We start from the raw sequence: 13,717 nt of genomic DNA, 5'->3' as shown, positions 1-13,717 counted from the left end.
GCGGCGGGTCACAGCAGCGATCAGTAACGATCAAGCACATCAGGGGGTCAGAATTCAGGCGACGTCAGAGGGTCAAGATTCAGCCGTCGTTGACAGCGGGGATGGTCCCAAAAGGCCCCGCGACGCTCGGCGTCGCGGGGCGTGCTCCCCGCGCACGCGGGGATGGTCCCGCGGCGGCCACGTCCATTACCAACGCCGCCATGTGCTCCCCGCGCACGCGGGGATGGTCCCCAAGGCCCTGTAGCTCTTGCTACAGGGCCTTTGTGCTCCCCGCGCACGCGGGGATGGTCCAGCAACTTCGGCCCGGCCGCGGTGTCCGCGATCGTGCTCCCCGCGCATGCGGGAGCACTCACCAAGCAGTGAGACCAGAGCAGGGACGATCAGGAAGACACAGCGTTGAGGATGGTCCTGATGTCGGTTTCGCGGTAGCGGCGGTGGCCGCTGGGGGTTCTGACCGAAGGGATGCGGCCGGTCAACGCCCAGCGGTTGACGGTTTTAGGGTCCACGCCGAAGATCTGGGCGACCTCGCCGGGGGTGAGGAGCCGTTCGGTGGTCTCGGGGCCGGTGATGAAGGTGCCGTCAGGCTTGACGACCTTGAGGGGGAACATGAGGGACTCCTTCAGTAGCGGCTGCGGTGGAGAATCTCGTCGTGTCGGGCCAACGCCTCGGCCAACCGGTGGAGGGTCGTACGGCCCAGCACGTCCCGGGCCCCGGCTCTGCGCTGGTCAAGCCGCAAGGGTTCGTATCGGATGGCCCACCATTGGGGCAGGCCGGGCAGGTCGTGTTGCTCGTACCGCCAGGCGGGGTGGGTGCTGATGAGCAGGTTGATCAGCTGTCGCTCGTAGTCGGTCATGGTCGTCCTGATCAGGAAGGCGGGCAGGGAACGCGCTTCGTTCAGACCGGAGCTTTCGCGCGGGGAGAGGTTCTCGATCGTTCGGGCGGTGAGGTCCGGGCGTCTTCGTTCAATGCGGATCTTCGAGAGCCTTCACTTGGACCATGACCCCGATCGCTCGGCCCGTGAGCTCATGGGCCTTCGTCCGGGTCGTAAGGCCAAGGTCCGAGCCGGGCTTCCCGATCGTCCGGGCCAGGCGCCCGGTCATGGAGCCCGAGGTCCGGACCGGGCCTCCGATCTCTCGGGCATGGTTCCCATTCGGATCACGAAGCCCCGGGTTCAGGGCCTTTCGTGGAGCGGACCCCTTCTCAGGGGGCGGGTGCCCGGCCCCGAGCCGGGGAGCACTTGGCCGGGCACCCTGGAGGAGGACCAGCCCCACGAATGAGGCCGGTGCGCCGGACGGCTCCCCCTTCCCCGACTGTCGGCGACACACGAACCTGGACTCCTCGTCCCGTGTCGCCGACACCAGCACGCCCGTTTGTCCCGGCGTGCATGGGAGCCGTCTTGCGAGGGTGTGCGGCTCAGGTCCCTCCTACCTGAGCCGCACGTTCATGGGTACGGCGAGCAGCGGGTGGGATGAGTTTCCACCGCCCGCCGTACCGGCTTCATGGGCGCAGAAGTCTGCGCAGTGCCGTAGACCGGCCCTGAACGACCCGGGAGCCTCGGGCGGTCCGAGTCCGCAGGGCGCGGGCCACGGCGACGGCCTGGATGCTCGGCGGCACCGTCGGGAGCGTCTGAGCGGCCAATTTCCGCTCCAGCTCTTCGGCGGACTCGGCCCGCACCAACAGCACGTCCCCGGAGTAAGGCCTGCCCGTCAGAAAGCGGCGATAGGCGCTCCACAGCCCGGTCATCGAGTTGTGGAACACCAGCCAGCCCGGGTGAGCCGTCTGCACGGAGTTACAGGTTCGATCGGAAAACTCAGAAACTTGACCAGGAGCCCAGGCCGGTAGCATCATGCCGCCCTCCCACCCGGCGAACGCCGTCCACCGGCCCCCGCCACCTCGGAGGCGATGCGCCCCCGCCGAGCCAGTGAAGGCGGCGCGAGCCGAACCGCCCGGATCATCTCGGCCTCCCGCATCCGTTCCTCCAACCCCTCGGAGGTAGCGTCCTCAACGATCACCGGCCGGGGACCGTCCCAGACGGCCATCGCGTAGAAGCTGCGCCGCCCCAAGCTGTACAGGACGGTCCAGTCTGCCCACACCCGGTCGATCCGCTCAGCCTCGGCGCGAGCCGGGCCGTCCCAGACCCGCCGATACACCGGCGCGTATGGCAGGCCGTCACGATGCCGCCCCGTCATGAGGTGACCTCCTCGACCAGGGCGACGACGCGGGCGGTCTCCTCCTGCTCGGCGATGATGGCCTGGACTTCCTCGAAGGTGTCGGCGTCCACGGCCGACTCGGCCCCTGCCCGTACGGCGGCGCGGGGGAAAACGTGGTCGCGGAAGGCCCAGAACCGGCCCGCGTTACTGATGATCAACCGCCAGCCAGGAATCGTCGGCGCGGACGCCGGGCTCTTGCCATCGTGCACGTCGGACCTCCACTGTCCGATCGGCCCCATCGCCGATCTGTATCGATGGTTTACTGGCTTGCTTGCCTGTTGGCCAGCAGGGGGACTGGCATACAGGCCTAGTGGCATGATGCGATGCCCATAGATCCTGATTCTTATGAGCCTCTGTACCGCCAGGTCGCCGGCGACCTGCGGCAGCGGATCACCAGCGGAGCCCTCTCCCCCGGCCAGCGGCTCCCGGCGGAGCCTGATCTGGCACACGAGTACGGGGTGGGAATCGACGCGCTGCGCGACGCCTTGGCCGTACTCCGCAGTGAAGGGCTTGTGCGAACCGTGAGCCGCGAAGGTTCATACGTCCGCGAGGAAGTGGAACCGGCCATCGTCCGCATCGAAGGGTCGGCACGTATCCGTGTGCGACTGCCAACCCTGCAGGAGCGCAAGCGCCTGCGACTGGCGGAGGGGATGCCTGTTCTCGTCGTGAACGACGGAGAGGGGACGCGCCTCCTGTCGGCGTACGACACGGAGATCGAGATCTCCTGACGAACCATGGCACCCCCTTTCAGGGTTGCGGCCTCTGGTGCTCACATGATGACGTGAGAATCTCACGCCTACAAGCGCATTCGATGAATACCCAATAAGTCCAGATACTGGAGGGAGTCGTGCGCCACACTGGCCACATGAAGCACTCCACGGTGCGGCTGCGCCGCCTGGCGCGCGAGTTGCGCATGCTGCGTGCCGCCACAGAGATGACGACCGAGGCCGCCGCCGAGCAGCTCGGCTGGTCACGCAGCAAGCTCAACCGGTTCGAGACCGGCAAAGGCGCTCCCACGACCGCCGACGTGGCGGCGATCTGCCACCTGTACTGCGTGGCCGAGTCGACCACCGAAGCCTTGGTCCAGCTCACCCGCGAGGTCGCGCGCCGTGGCTGGTGGACGTCCTACGCGGACGTGTTCACCGGCTCCTACGTCGAGTTCGAGGCGGCGGCCAGAGAGATCTTCCTTTGGGAGCCGCTACTGGTGCCGGGACTGCTCCAGACCGAGGAGTACGCCCGGGAGATCATCCAGGCGGGCCATCCCAACCAGTCGGATGTCGAGCTCTCTCGTCGCATCGACGCCCGGATGCAGCGCAAGACCAGCCTGCTCGGCGCCCACCCGGTGACCCTGCGCATCGTCATCGCCGAATACGTCCTGCGCTACCCCGTGGGCACTCCCGACGTCATGACCCGCCAGCTCGACGAGGTTCTCCAGGCCGCCAAGCAGCCGAACATCACGATCCAGGTCCTTCCGACGGCAGCCGGAGTACACGGCGGCACAGAAGGGGCCTTTTCGGTGCTCACCTTCGGAGATGACGATCCAGATCTTGGATATGCCGAATGCCCGGCAGGGGAGGTGTACGTCGAGGACACCGAGCAGATCCGGCAGCTTATGCTGACTTTCGAGCGTCTCGCCGCAACGGCGCTGTCCCCCGAGGAGTCCACGGCGTTCATCGCCGTGGTGAGGAGTGAATATGACTGACGTGTTGTCCGGTGCCGAGTTCCGCAAGTCCAGCCTCAGCGGACCCAACAACAACTGCGTCGAAGTCGCCACCAACCTCCCCGGCCTCGTCGCCGTCCGCGACAGCAAGGACCCTTCCGGCCCGGCCCTGGCCTTCACCCCCGCCCAGTGGCGCTCATTCATCGGCCGCGTACAGACCGGCGCCTTCGACGCCTGACCTTTCGCCCAGCCAACAAGCACCATGCCCGAAATGTCCAACTCAACAAAAGTAATGAATTTCCGCCCCTCTCGCCGATAAACCCGCAGGTCGGCGAGGGTGCTCCCCGCGCACGCGGGGATGGTCCCGACCTCGCCTCACGCACCGTAGTACTGCTGGCGTGCTCCCCGCGCACGCGGGGATGGTCCCCAGGTCGAGGACGGCGCCCCGGATCGGGTGGTGTGCTCCCCGCGCACGCGGAGATGGTCCCCGCGTCGACGGGTGGAAGACCAGCCCGAAGGAGTGCTCCCCGCGCACGCGGAGATGGTCCCCGTCGATCTCCAGCGAGCCGGACCCGCAGTCCGTGCTCCCCGCGCACGCGGGGATGGTCCGCCGGCTAGCGAAAAATCGGCTACCGCTGCTCCGTGCTCCCCGCGCACGCGGGGATGGTCCACAGGTGAGGAAAGGGGCGGCTCCAGCCATCGAGTGCTCCCCGCGCACGCGGGGATGGTCCCTCGGCGTTGGCCATCCCGGAGGAGACGTGCTCGTGCTCCCCGCGCACGCGGGGATGGTCCCAACCACACCTTGCCCGAGGGGGTGCTGCTGCCGTGCTCCCCGCGCACGCGGGGATGGTCCCAGCAAGTTCCTGGAGCTCAAGGCAGGGGCGCCGTGCTCCCCGCGCGCGGGGATGGTCCCGCCACCCATGAGGACACCTGGGCTCTCACCACGTGCTCCCCGCGCACGCGGGGATGGTCCCGGTAATCCACCCCACCTTCCAGGGCGTCTTCCGTGCTCCCCGCGCACGCGGGGATGGTCCCAGCATCTACCGCTTCGACGATGAAATGCTGATGTGCTCCCGGCGCACGCGGGGATGGTCCTCGGCCCGCCGTCGGCGCTCTGGTGGCCCCTGTGACGTGGCCTTCGCGGTCCCACCCCCTGTCGCGCGCCGTACTCGGCCCGTTCAGAGGTTCACCGCCGAGGCGGTCTCCTTCAACTCCGTCTCGTCCATGTGCGCGACCCGGCTGGTGAAGAACCAGGAGTGGCCGAAGGGGTCCTCAAGTTCGACCTGTAGGTCGCCGTGGAACTGCATCTCCACCGGCCGGATGACGCGTGCGCCCGCGGCGACGGCCCGTTCGGCGAACGTCTCGACGTCCGTCACGAAGACCATCAGGTTGATCGGGGTGCCGCCGATCGTCTTCGGGCTGCGGAAGCGGTATTCGGGGTACTCGTCACGCAGCATGAAGACCGCGTCGCCGATCCGGAACTCGGCGTGGGCGACCTTGTCGCCCTGGCGGGGGATCTCGATGCGCACGTCGGCGTCGAAGGCTTCCTTGTAGAAGGCGATCGCCGCCTTGGCGTCGTGCACGTTGAGGTAGGGGACGCCGCCCCTGTACTCCTCGGGGATGGGGTTCTGCTTCGTCGTTGTCATGACTCCATCCTTGGCACCGCGCCGACCTGCGACAACGACGAGATCCGAAACGGTCGCTAACCCCTGGGTTATCGATCGAGCCCGGTCAGGAGAAACGATTGGCGATCGAGTTCGGCCAGGAGGAGTGCGAGGAAGGACCGCACCCTGCTGGTCTGGCCGCCGACCGGCCAGACGGGCCCGTACTCGATCGGCGGCATGTCGGCGATGGGCACGTAGACGATGTCCGGCCGGGCGTGGTACCGCGTGGCCTGGCCGCCCACGACGGCCATTCCCGCACCGCCGCTGACCAGCGTCAGCAGTTCCTGCCGTGAGGTCAGCACCTTCTCGCGCTGGATCGGACGCCCGCCGGGGGTCCGCGGCGGGATGAGCGTGTCCAGCAGGTAGGCGGGGGCGTCGGCGGGCACGAGCACGGTGTCCCTGGCGAGGTCCTCCACGGTGACGCTGTCGCGGCGGGCGAAGGGGTGCCTGGCGGAGACGGCCAGCATGCGGGGGTCGCGCAGCAGCGCGGGCCCGCTGGACAGGTCGTTCTCCTGGACGGGCAGCTCGGTGATCTGCAGGTCGAGTTCGTCGTCGCGCAGCGCGCGGAACGCCTCCGACAGGTGCACCTCGCGGATGCGCACCTCGCAGTCCGGATGGCGGGCGCGGAACGCCTCCCCGGCGGCCATGATGGCCTCCCCGACCAGGGGGCTGGAGAAGCCCACCCGCAGGGTGCCGGTGAAGCCACGCCCGGCGGCGACCGCCTTGGCGATGCCCTCCTGAATGCGTTGGTATCCGGCCTGCACGTCCTCTCGCAGCGCGTTGCCGACCGGGGTGAGCGCCACCTGACGGCTGGTCCGCTGGAACAGCGCGACGCCGAACCGGCGCTCCAGCTGCTTGATCGTCTGACTCACCCGGGCACCGCTGACGCCCAGCCGCTCGGCCGTACGGGCGAAGTGCAGTTCCTCGGCCAGGGTCAGGAAGATCTCGATGTCACGCCGTTCCATAACCCACAGGTTAGCGATCGTTGCGAAAGCCGTCGTTGTCGCAGGTCAGGGCAGCGACAAGGCTGAACACCATGAAGAACACGGCACGTGTGGACATCACCCTCGACGTCATCTGCATCTGGTCCTATCTGGCCTTCACCCGGTACCGGCGAGCCGCCGCCCGCTTCCGTGCGGAGGGCGGGCACATCGATCTGACGATCCGTTCCTGGCAGGTGGAGCCGGGGGCCGTGGGCGGCCGGTCCAAGCTCGACCAGAGCCTGGACCGATTCGGTGAGAGCGGGGTGGCCCGGGTCAACGCCCTGGCCGCGGCCGAGGGCGTCCCGCTGGCCTTCGCCAAGGCGGTGACGGCCGACACCCGCCACGCCCACCACCTGATCGCCATGGCCGCCGACCAGGGCCTGGCCGAGGTCGTGACCGCGCGGCTGTTCCAGGCCCACTTCGTGGACGGAGCCCACATCGGCGACCTCGGCGTCCTGCGCGCACTGGCGGCGGAACTCGGTGTGCGATGGGACGAGACGGTCCCCGTGCTCTGGGCTCGTGACGTCACCGCCGTGCCGGTGTTCCGCTTCGACGGCAAGCCCGCGCTCAACGGCGGCACCCTGTCGGAGGAGATCCTGTACGGCCAGTTGGCCGTCCTCTAGCTCGAAGGAACCGGTGGGGCCGTGCCGCTCCCGCCGACAGTACGTCTCGGATCTCCTTCCCGACCCGTGTTGGTTTTTTCGACCATTTGGTCTAACTTTGGACCATGAGGTCGAAAGAATCGGGGAGTCCTTCTCGTACGCGGCGGGCTCGGCGGGAGGATCTGATCGCCGCCGCCGTCCGGGTGATCAGCCAGGACGGTTACCCGGCCGCCTCGTTGGAGCGGATCGCGCGGGAGGCGGGGACCAGCAAGGGCACCGCGCTGTATCACTTCGCCTCGAAGGAGGAGCTCTACCAGGCGGTCGTCACGACGCTGTTCGAGGACGGAGCGGCGTTCATGGCGGAGCGGCTACGGGCCGCGAAGACCCCGACCGAGAAGCTCCGCACCTACATCGAGACCAACCTGCGCTTCATCACGCTCAATCCCGCGCACGTCGGAGCGACCCAGCGGATCATCGAGAACTCCGGCGCCGTCCAGGTCGTCCAGCTTGAGGACGCCGCCGCCCCGCTTCGGCGGCTGCTGGAGTCCGGCCAGGCCAGTGGCGAGTTCACCGTGTTCGACGCCGAGGTCACCGCCCTGTCGATCCGCACCGTCATCGACGGGGCGGCGTTCTACTTTCTCGCGCGTCCCGAGTTGGACCTTGATCACTACGTCAGCGAGATCGTCGCGCTCTTCCTGCGGTCTGTCAGGCCGGTTCCGGCCGCTCCCACCGCCGGTTCGGAGGAATGACCATGCCTGTCTCCCCGCTGCGCACGGCCAAGTTCCTGGTCGTCGCCTACGCCGTGTTGAGCGTGCTGACCGTCGCGGCGATCGCCGTCCTCTCCTCCGTGGCCCCGTCCCTCGTCACGCCGCAGGCGTGGGTGCGCGGTGTCATCGTGGCGGCGACGTCGGTCCTCACCTTCGTGTTCGCCCGTCGCGCCCAGCAGGGGGGTGGCCGGGCGCTCCTGCGCCTGCGGATCGTGCTCGTCGTGATCCTCGTCGCCCTGGGCGGGGTCGTGCTGTTCCTGGCGCTGCCGGCCTGGATGGTCGTGGAGCAGGCCGTGTGCGGGGTGTTGCTGCTCGTGGCGGCGGTGCTCGCCTTCCGTGCCTCCCCGGTTCCGGCGAACGGACCGTGAAAGGAGGTCAGCAGACCATGTTCCGCGGGGGCGTCCTGCGGTCTGTGAGGTAGCGGTCGATGTGGTCGCGGGCGCAGGCGTTGAAGGGGTAGAGCGTGTGTCCCGGTCCCTCGTGGCGGATGGTGACGCTGCCCGGCACCTGCCGTACGACCCGGGCGGTCATGGCGGACTCCACCCACGCGCCCGCGCCCAGCAGCGGCGGCAGGCCACTCGGCAGGGGCTTCGGCGGGTTGGTCGTTTCCACCGGCCAGCCGACGCAGGCCAGCGCCCCCGCCGCCAGGGTGAAGGCGGCCCCGGTGTCCGGTGCGATCCGGCGCAGCCTGGTCAGCGCCGCCGCCGTCTCCGCGCGGTCGCGGAAGCGTGGCCAGTCGAGACATTCGGTGACGGGGGTCGTGAGGTCCGGATAGCGGGCGCCCCGCGGCGGGGCGAAACCCGAGGCGTCACCCCTGAGAGCGTCCTGGACGGCCCTGCCGAGCGCGGGCCACTGCTCCTCCCCCGCCCTGGCGAGGCCGAGCGCGAAGCTCCGCAGGTCCTGGGCGCCGTAGGACGCCTCGACCCGGCGGGCCGCGATCGGCGCGCGCTCCGCCTTCGCGAGCAGTCTGCGCCAGTCGCGGGCCGCGTCACCCAGGGGGCAGGTGTCCTCGTCGTCGCACCAGTCGAAGAAGCGCCGCATCGCCGCCTGGTTGTCGCGGGCGGACTCGCCGACCTCCTTCAGCCAGTCGGCTTCGCTGTGGTTCACGGTGCCGTCGAGCACCATCGTGCGTACCCGGGCGGGGAAGAGGCGGGCGTAGGCCTGGGCGTACAGCCCGGCGTAGGAGGCGCCGTAGAAGTTGAGTCCCTCCTCGCCGAGGGCCTGCCTGATCGCCTCCATGTCACGGGCGTGGTCGGCCGAGCTCATGTGGGCGAAGAACTCCGGGTCGCCGTGGCGGCAGGCCTGGGCGTATCCACGGTTGGTGTCGGAGAGCCTGCCGAATTCGGCGTCGTCGGCCGGGAACTCCGGGTAGGGAACGCGGGTCCAGACGCACGGCAGGCCGTCGCTCCGGCCGCCGAACTGCTCGCCGTACCCCCGGGTGTCCCAGGTGACGACGTTCATGCGGGTGCGCAGGTTCGCCCAGATCTCCGCATGGGCCTGGGTCGTGGCGATGCCGGGGCCGCCTGGCCCGCCGTACGCGATGAGGACCGAACCTTCGGCGGTGCCGGTCGCGGGCAGGCGGCCGAGCCGTAGCGTGATCTCGCGTCCGCCGGGTTTGTCCCAGTCGAGGGGGACCGCGAGGTCGGCGCACTCCAGTTCGCTCTTCTCACCGGGGCAGGACCGCCATTCAAGAGCGGTCCCACGCGCCGAGCCCACCGCAGGAAGCCCCGCCGAGGCCGCCGCGGGAAGTGCCGTCGAGGCCGGGAGTGCCGTGGCGATCGTCAGCGCGACCGTGGCGCCGAACATCCATCGTGTGATCATGCCGCCCCACGCTAGGGACGCCGTCCCACCCGGTCTGCCCGAGAAAGTGGACGTTTCCGCTAACGAAAGTTGACACTCCGGCCCTGTCATACCGCGCTTGGATTCCTGCCCGGCCCGCGCTCTCTTTCCCGCCGTACCGCGAAAAAACGATTTTTTACGGCTGCGCCACCCGGCCCCGGGGAAATCCCCGAGCGGGTGATGGCTATGCTGCGGCGCATGGACATCGTGATCCCACTTTTCGACGGCTTCGAGCCGCTCGACGCGATTGGACCGTATGAAATCCTCGCTTACGTGCCCGGCGCGACCGTGCGGTTCGTCACGGCGGAACCCGGGCTGGTGCGGGACGTGCTGGGATCCCTCCCGGTGCACGTCCCGACCGGATACGCCGAGGTCGAGCGCTGCGACGTCCTGCTGGTTCCGGGCGGGGGAAGCTTCCAGGCCATGGTGGCCGACGCCGCCTTCCTCGACTGGGTGCGCCGGATCCACGCCGGGACCCGCTTCACCACCTCTGTCTGCACCGGCGCCCTGGTGCTCGGCGCGGCGGGCCTGCTCGACGGCCTGACCGCCACCACCCACTGGGCCGCGACCGCCGCCCTGGAGTCGTACGGCGCGACCTACACCTCCGAACGGGTGGTCAGGCAGGGCCGGGTGATCACCTCAGCCGGGGTCTCCTCCGGCATCGACATGGCCGTACAGCTGGCCGCCCTGCTCTCCGACGAGGTGACCGCCCAGGCGATCCAGCTCTACACCGAGTACGACCCGCAGCCGCCCTTCGACACCGGTTCTGTGGCCAAGGCCCCGGCCGAGGTCCTCGAACGGGCCCACACCCTGCGCTGACCGCTCCCTGTTTGTTTCCCGGGCCGGGAAAGCGTCCCACCGGTCCGGGAGAACCTTCTGCGGCCCCGGAAGAAACGGAAGGACACCGGAAAAGCACCAGAACAAATCCACCGTTTCGGTTTCTCGATGGCGTGTCGTTCACCCGCAACGCAACTTTTCGTTTTCCTGACACGTCCATTCCGGTGACGAAGACATTCCGGGGGACGAAAGGAAAAGCGATGACGCCTTCCCGTGGACTCGCTCTGTTCGCTCTCACCGCCGCGACAGTGGCCCCCGTCATCACGGCGGCTCCTGCCGTGGCGGCGGCTCCGGTCACGGCGTCGGCCGAGACGACGGCGGGGGCCGTGTCCGGCGACTCGGTCCGGTACGCGTGGGTCAGGGGCTGCGCGAAGAGGAATCTGACGGTGCCCTGTGGCGCGGTGACGCTGACGCTGCTCGACGGCAGGACGGTCACGCTGGCCGACGCGCGGGTCCATCCCCGCCGGGCGGACGGCAAGGTCGACAGGAACGACGCCGCTCCCCTGGCGGTCAGCGGCGACGGCCGGTACGTGAGTTACCTCAGGGGCGACCGGCTCGTCATCCGCGACGTGGCCCGGGGGACGGTCCGCCCGCTGCCCGGCGGGGCCGACGTCCTGCCCAGGAGGGTCGGTCAGAACGACGTGCACGTCACGCTCTCCTCCGGCGGCTCGCTCGCCGTGATCGACTACGGCGGCAAGGCGCCGGCCCTGGTCGTCAACCTCGGCAACGGCCGGACGACCAGTGTGGCGGCGAAGACCTCCGTACTGACCATGAGCCCCGACGGGCGGCACCTGCTCACGAGGCGGGACACCGAGGGCAACACCGCCGACTTCACGGTCCTCGACGCGAACGGCGGAAAGGTCCACAGCGAGAGCGTTCCCCTGGCCCTGTTCGAGGACGCCCAGGTCACGCTGGCCGACGACGCGACCACGCTCGCGATCCTCGACAGGATCATTCCGGACAGGCCCCGCCTTCGCGTCTACGACATGGCGGCCGGAGCCTTCGCGACGAAGGTTCCGTTCGGCGTCGCCCTTCGGTTCGGCGTTCCCAAGGGGGAACTGCCGCAGCGCCTCTCCTGGGACACGGACGGGACGCTGACCCTCTGGACGGGCCGGGGCGACAAGAGAGACGGCTCGTTCGTCTCGTTCGTGAAGCGCGTGGTCGACCCCAGGACCGCCGCCACCAGGCGGCTGGACTCCTTCACCGTCAAGAAGTCCTCGTGGACCTGGCACCTGCCCGGCGAGTGACCGGAGGTGGAACCGTACGGCGGGCCGTTGACCGGGGCATCCCCGAGACCCCGGTCACCGGCCCTGCCGGACGTGACGCCGGGTGCGCGTCACCAGGGCAGCGTCACCAGGGCAGGGGGCCGTCGATGTCGAAGTAGCCCCCGGTCGGTCCCTCGGGGCCCACCTGGGCCATGCGGACGATGATCTCGGCCCCCTCCTCGACGGTCTGGTGGCCGGTGCGCCCGTTCAGGTCGGTCGCGGTGTAGCCCGGTTCGACCGCGTTGACCCGCATCCAGGGGAACGCCTTCGCGAACTGCACAGTGATCATGTTGACCGCGGCCTTCGAGGCCGGGTAGGCGAGTCCCGGGTAGGCGTACAGCGGTGTGCCCGGGGTGGCGACGCCGGTCAGCGAGGCCAGGCCGCTGCTGACGTTGACCACGACCGGGGCGGACGAACGCCGCAGCGACGGCAGGAACGCGTGAGTGACCCGCACCACGCCGAAGACGTTCGTCTCGAACACCGTCCGTGTCATGTCGCCGGTGGTGTCCGCGGTGCCGACCACGCCACCGTCCGGCAACCGCCCTTCGACACCGGCGTTGTTGACCAGTACGTCCAGCCCGCCCTCGGCCTCGACGACCTTCGCCGCGGCCGTGACGGACGCCTCGTCGGTGACGTCGATGAGAACCGTCCGCGCGCCCAGTTCCTCCGCGGCCCGGCGTCCTCGTCCTGCGTCCCGGCTGCCGATGTAGACGGTGTGACCTGCCGCGACGAGCCGGCGTGCGGTCTCCAGGCCGAGTCCCTTGTTCGCTCCGGTGATCAGCGTTGTCGTCATGCCCCCATGCTCGGGCCCCGCCGTACGGTCGACCAGTGGACTCCTCGTCCAGGGACCGCCGATCCCGGGAAGTCCGGGCTTGGGCGGGGTCCGTGGAGGCGGTGGTTCCGAATACCTGGTAGGACAGGGGGAACGTCCGCCTGTGAGCAGCGGGCCTAAGAGGAGTTCCGATGTCACCGGAGAGCACGAGCGCACTGTCCGTATCGTCGGGCTCCCACGGGGACGCCGTGGTGGTCCGCGCGGTCGGCGATCTCGACTACGACTACGCGCCGGTGTTCCGGCGGCAGCTCGCCGAGTTCTGGGGCACCTCCCCCGCCCCCTGTCTCGTCATCGATCTCAGCGGGCTCACCTTCTGCGACTCGACCGGGCTGGCCGAGCTGTTGTGGGTGCTCCAGCGCAGCAGGGAGGCGAAGACCCGGCTCGTCCTGGCCGGTGCGAACCGTACCCTGCGCCACATGCTGGCCGTCACGGGACTGCTGACGTTCTTCGAGCTGGCCGACTCGGTCGAGGACGCCCTGGAGGGGCGCTAGGGCCTGGGCGGGTTGGATATGAGTGATCAGATCCGGCTCGGCGCAGGGAGTCCTGGTGGCAGAACCCGTCAGGGTGCGCGGGCTGACCGGCCAGCGCCGCGAACGCGCCCGGGGCCGCAGCGAAAAGGGCGTCCGCCTCGGCGGACGCCCTCTGCCACGCGCTGCGTGATCACCCGATCCGGTGAACGTTTCCGGTCACCGCACTAGCTACCGCTGTTCCAGGATGCGGCGAGGTCGGCCTTGCCGTCGTTGTTGAAGTCCCCCGCCAGCCACGCCGTTGAGTCGGCCCAACCACCCGCATGCGTCGCCCAATGCCTACGCGTAAAACTCGAACCAGTCGACTGACTCACCGTGATCGTATTCGTGCCACCATCGTTCCAGATAGCCGCGATATCGGCCTTCCTGTCACCGTTGAAGTCACCGGCAACCCACTTCTGGCTGGGCGCGTCAATCCAACCGCCATCGCTGTTACTCCACTGACTCCACCCCGGAAACCGCGAGCCATCAGAGAGATAAACCGCAGTGGACAGCGTGCCACCGTTGTTCCAGGACGCGGCGAGGTCCGCC

Annotated in this window: 19 protein-coding genes and 1 CRISPR repeat array; of the genes, 9 read left to right on the top strand and 10 right to left on the bottom strand. The window is 69.0% G+C overall.

Features of this window, described 5'->3' with window-relative positions; genetic code table 11:
* Nucleotides 1-380: 380 nt before the first annotated feature.
* The 5 genes from ABZ470_RS20035 to ABZ470_RS20015 all read right to left on the bottom strand — a co-directional run bounded on the left by ABZ470_RS20035 (nucleotide 381) and on the right by ABZ470_RS20015 (nucleotide 2,419).
* Nucleotides 381-608, bottom strand: coding sequence for a BldC family transcriptional regulator (locus ABZ470_RS20035; RefSeq protein WP_362912769.1), 228 nt, complete (start codon nucleotides 606-608; stop codon nucleotides 381-383).
* A gap of 11 nt (nucleotides 609-619) precedes the next feature.
* Complete coding sequence (locus tag ABZ470_RS20030; RefSeq protein ID WP_362912767.1) at nucleotides 620-853, bottom strand: hypothetical protein; 234 nt, start codon at nucleotides 851-853, stop codon at nucleotides 620-622.
* Nucleotides 854-1,497: 644 nt separating this feature from the next.
* Nucleotides 1,498-1,785, bottom strand: coding sequence for a hypothetical protein (locus ABZ470_RS20025; RefSeq protein ID WP_362912765.1), 288 nt, complete (start codon nucleotides 1,783-1,785; stop codon nucleotides 1,498-1,500).
* A gap of 59 nt (nucleotides 1,786-1,844) precedes the next feature.
* Nucleotides 1,845-2,189, bottom strand: a complete 345-nt coding sequence (locus ABZ470_RS20020; protein WP_362912763.1) for a hypothetical protein — start codon at nucleotides 2,187-2,189, stop codon at nucleotides 1,845-1,847.
* Complete coding sequence (locus ABZ470_RS20015; protein ID WP_362912761.1) at nucleotides 2,186-2,419, bottom strand: hypothetical protein; 234 nt, start codon at nucleotides 2,417-2,419, stop codon at nucleotides 2,186-2,188. The genes ABZ470_RS20020 and ABZ470_RS20015 overlap by 4 nt, the downstream gene beginning before the upstream one ends.
* Nucleotides 2,420-2,533: 114 nt before the next feature.
* Between ABZ470_RS20015 and ABZ470_RS20010 the strand changes: the two genes are divergently transcribed.
* The 3 genes from ABZ470_RS20010 (at nucleotide 2,534) to ABZ470_RS20000 (ending at nucleotide 4,108) form a co-directional block, all read left to right on the top strand.
* Nucleotides 2,534-2,938, top strand: a complete 405-nt coding sequence (locus tag ABZ470_RS20010) for a winged helix-turn-helix domain-containing protein (protein ID WP_362912759.1) — start codon at nucleotides 2,534-2,536, stop codon at nucleotides 2,936-2,938.
* Nucleotides 2,939-3,075: 137 nt separating this feature from the next.
* Nucleotides 3,076-3,912 carry a helix-turn-helix transcriptional regulator gene (locus ABZ470_RS20005; protein WP_362912757.1) on the top strand — a complete coding sequence of 279 codons (837 nt, stop codon included), beginning with the start codon at nucleotides 3,076-3,078 and terminating at the stop codon, nucleotides 3,910-3,912.
* Nucleotides 3,905-4,108 (top strand): DUF397 domain-containing protein, encoded by a 204-nt coding sequence (locus ABZ470_RS20000; RefSeq protein ID WP_362912755.1) that lies wholly within the window; start codon nucleotides 3,905-3,907, stop codon nucleotides 4,106-4,108. The genes ABZ470_RS20005 and ABZ470_RS20000 overlap by 8 nt, the downstream gene beginning before the upstream one ends.
* Nucleotides 4,109-4,207: 99 nt before the next feature.
* Nucleotides 4,208-4,966: a CRISPR direct-repeat array (repeat unit 29 nt; unit sequence GTGCTCCCCGCGCACGCGGGGATGGTCCC).
* An 82-nt stretch (nucleotides 4,967-5,048) separates the two neighbouring features.
* Here the strand turns inward: ABZ470_RS20000 and ABZ470_RS19995 are convergent.
* Nucleotides 5,049-5,516, bottom strand: a complete 468-nt coding sequence (locus tag ABZ470_RS19995) for a VOC family protein (RefSeq protein WP_362782800.1) — start codon at nucleotides 5,514-5,516, stop codon at nucleotides 5,049-5,051.
* A 68-nt stretch (nucleotides 5,517-5,584) separates the two neighbouring features.
* The gene (locus tag ABZ470_RS19990; protein WP_362912753.1) at nucleotides 5,585-6,499 is read right to left on the bottom strand and encodes a LysR family transcriptional regulator; all 915 of its coding nucleotides are present in this window, start codon (nucleotides 6,497-6,499) and stop codon (nucleotides 5,585-5,587) included.
* Between the two features lie 71 nt (nucleotides 6,500-6,570).
* On the opposite strand from ABZ470_RS19990, the gene ABZ470_RS19985 reads away from it, so the two are divergent.
* The 3 genes from ABZ470_RS19985 to ABZ470_RS19975 all read left to right on the top strand — a co-directional run bounded on the left by ABZ470_RS19985 (nucleotide 6,571) and on the right by ABZ470_RS19975 (nucleotide 8,254).
* Nucleotides 6,571-7,140, top strand: coding sequence for a DsbA family protein (locus ABZ470_RS19985; protein ID WP_362912751.1), 570 nt, complete (start codon nucleotides 6,571-6,573; stop codon nucleotides 7,138-7,140).
* 104 nt (nucleotides 7,141-7,244) lie between these two features.
* A complete protein-coding gene (locus ABZ470_RS19980) occupies nucleotides 7,245-7,868 on the top strand; it encodes a TetR/AcrR family transcriptional regulator (RefSeq protein ID WP_362912749.1) in 624 nt (207 codons plus the stop codon).
* Nucleotides 7,869-7,870: 2 nt separating this feature from the next.
* On the top strand, nucleotides 7,871-8,254 hold the full coding sequence (locus ABZ470_RS19975) for a hypothetical protein (RefSeq protein WP_352015495.1): 384 nt from the start codon (nucleotides 7,871-7,873) through the stop codon (nucleotides 8,252-8,254).
* Between the two features lie 7 nt (nucleotides 8,255-8,261).
* On the opposite strand, the gene ABZ470_RS19970 is transcribed toward ABZ470_RS19975, so the two are convergent.
* Nucleotides 8,262-9,707: an alpha/beta fold hydrolase gene (locus tag ABZ470_RS19970; RefSeq protein WP_362912747.1), complete on the bottom strand. Its 1,446-nt coding sequence runs from the start codon at nucleotides 9,705-9,707 to the stop codon at nucleotides 8,262-8,264.
* Nucleotides 9,708-9,923: 216 nt separating this feature from the next.
* Here ABZ470_RS19970 and ABZ470_RS19965 point away from each other — a divergent pair, with 216 nt between their 5' ends.
* Complete coding sequence (locus ABZ470_RS19965) at nucleotides 9,924-10,544, top strand: DJ-1/PfpI family protein (protein ID WP_362912745.1); 621 nt, start codon at nucleotides 9,924-9,926, stop codon at nucleotides 10,542-10,544.
* Between the two features lie 218 nt (nucleotides 10,545-10,762).
* Complete coding sequence (locus ABZ470_RS19960; protein ID WP_362912743.1) at nucleotides 10,763-11,809, top strand: hypothetical protein; 1,047 nt, start codon at nucleotides 10,763-10,765, stop codon at nucleotides 11,807-11,809.
* A 103-nt stretch (nucleotides 11,810-11,912) separates the two neighbouring features.
* On the opposite strand, the gene ABZ470_RS19955 is transcribed toward ABZ470_RS19960, so the two are convergent.
* The gene (locus ABZ470_RS19955) at nucleotides 11,913-12,620 is read right to left on the bottom strand and encodes an SDR family NAD(P)-dependent oxidoreductase (protein ID WP_362912741.1); all 708 of its coding nucleotides are present in this window, start codon (nucleotides 12,618-12,620) and stop codon (nucleotides 11,913-11,915) included.
* Nucleotides 12,621-12,790: 170 nt separating this feature from the next.
* On the opposite strand from ABZ470_RS19955, the gene ABZ470_RS19950 reads away from it, so the two are divergent.
* On the top strand, nucleotides 12,791-13,150 hold the full coding sequence (locus tag ABZ470_RS19950) for an STAS domain-containing protein (RefSeq protein WP_362912739.1): 360 nt from the start codon (nucleotides 12,791-12,793) through the stop codon (nucleotides 13,148-13,150).
* 203 nt (nucleotides 13,151-13,353) lie between these two features.
* Here the strand turns inward: ABZ470_RS19950 and ABZ470_RS19945 are convergent.
* Nucleotides 13,354-13,717: VCBS repeat-containing protein (locus ABZ470_RS19945; RefSeq protein WP_362912737.1), on the bottom strand; the 364-nt coding region annotated here is incomplete at its 5' end.

Source organism: Streptosporangium sp. NPDC020072 (genome assembly GCF_040631445.1).
Classification (GTDB): Bacteria; Actinomycetota; Actinomycetes; order Streptosporangiales; family Streptosporangiaceae; genus Streptosporangium.
This window is presented reverse-complemented; position numbering and strand designations above follow the sequence as displayed.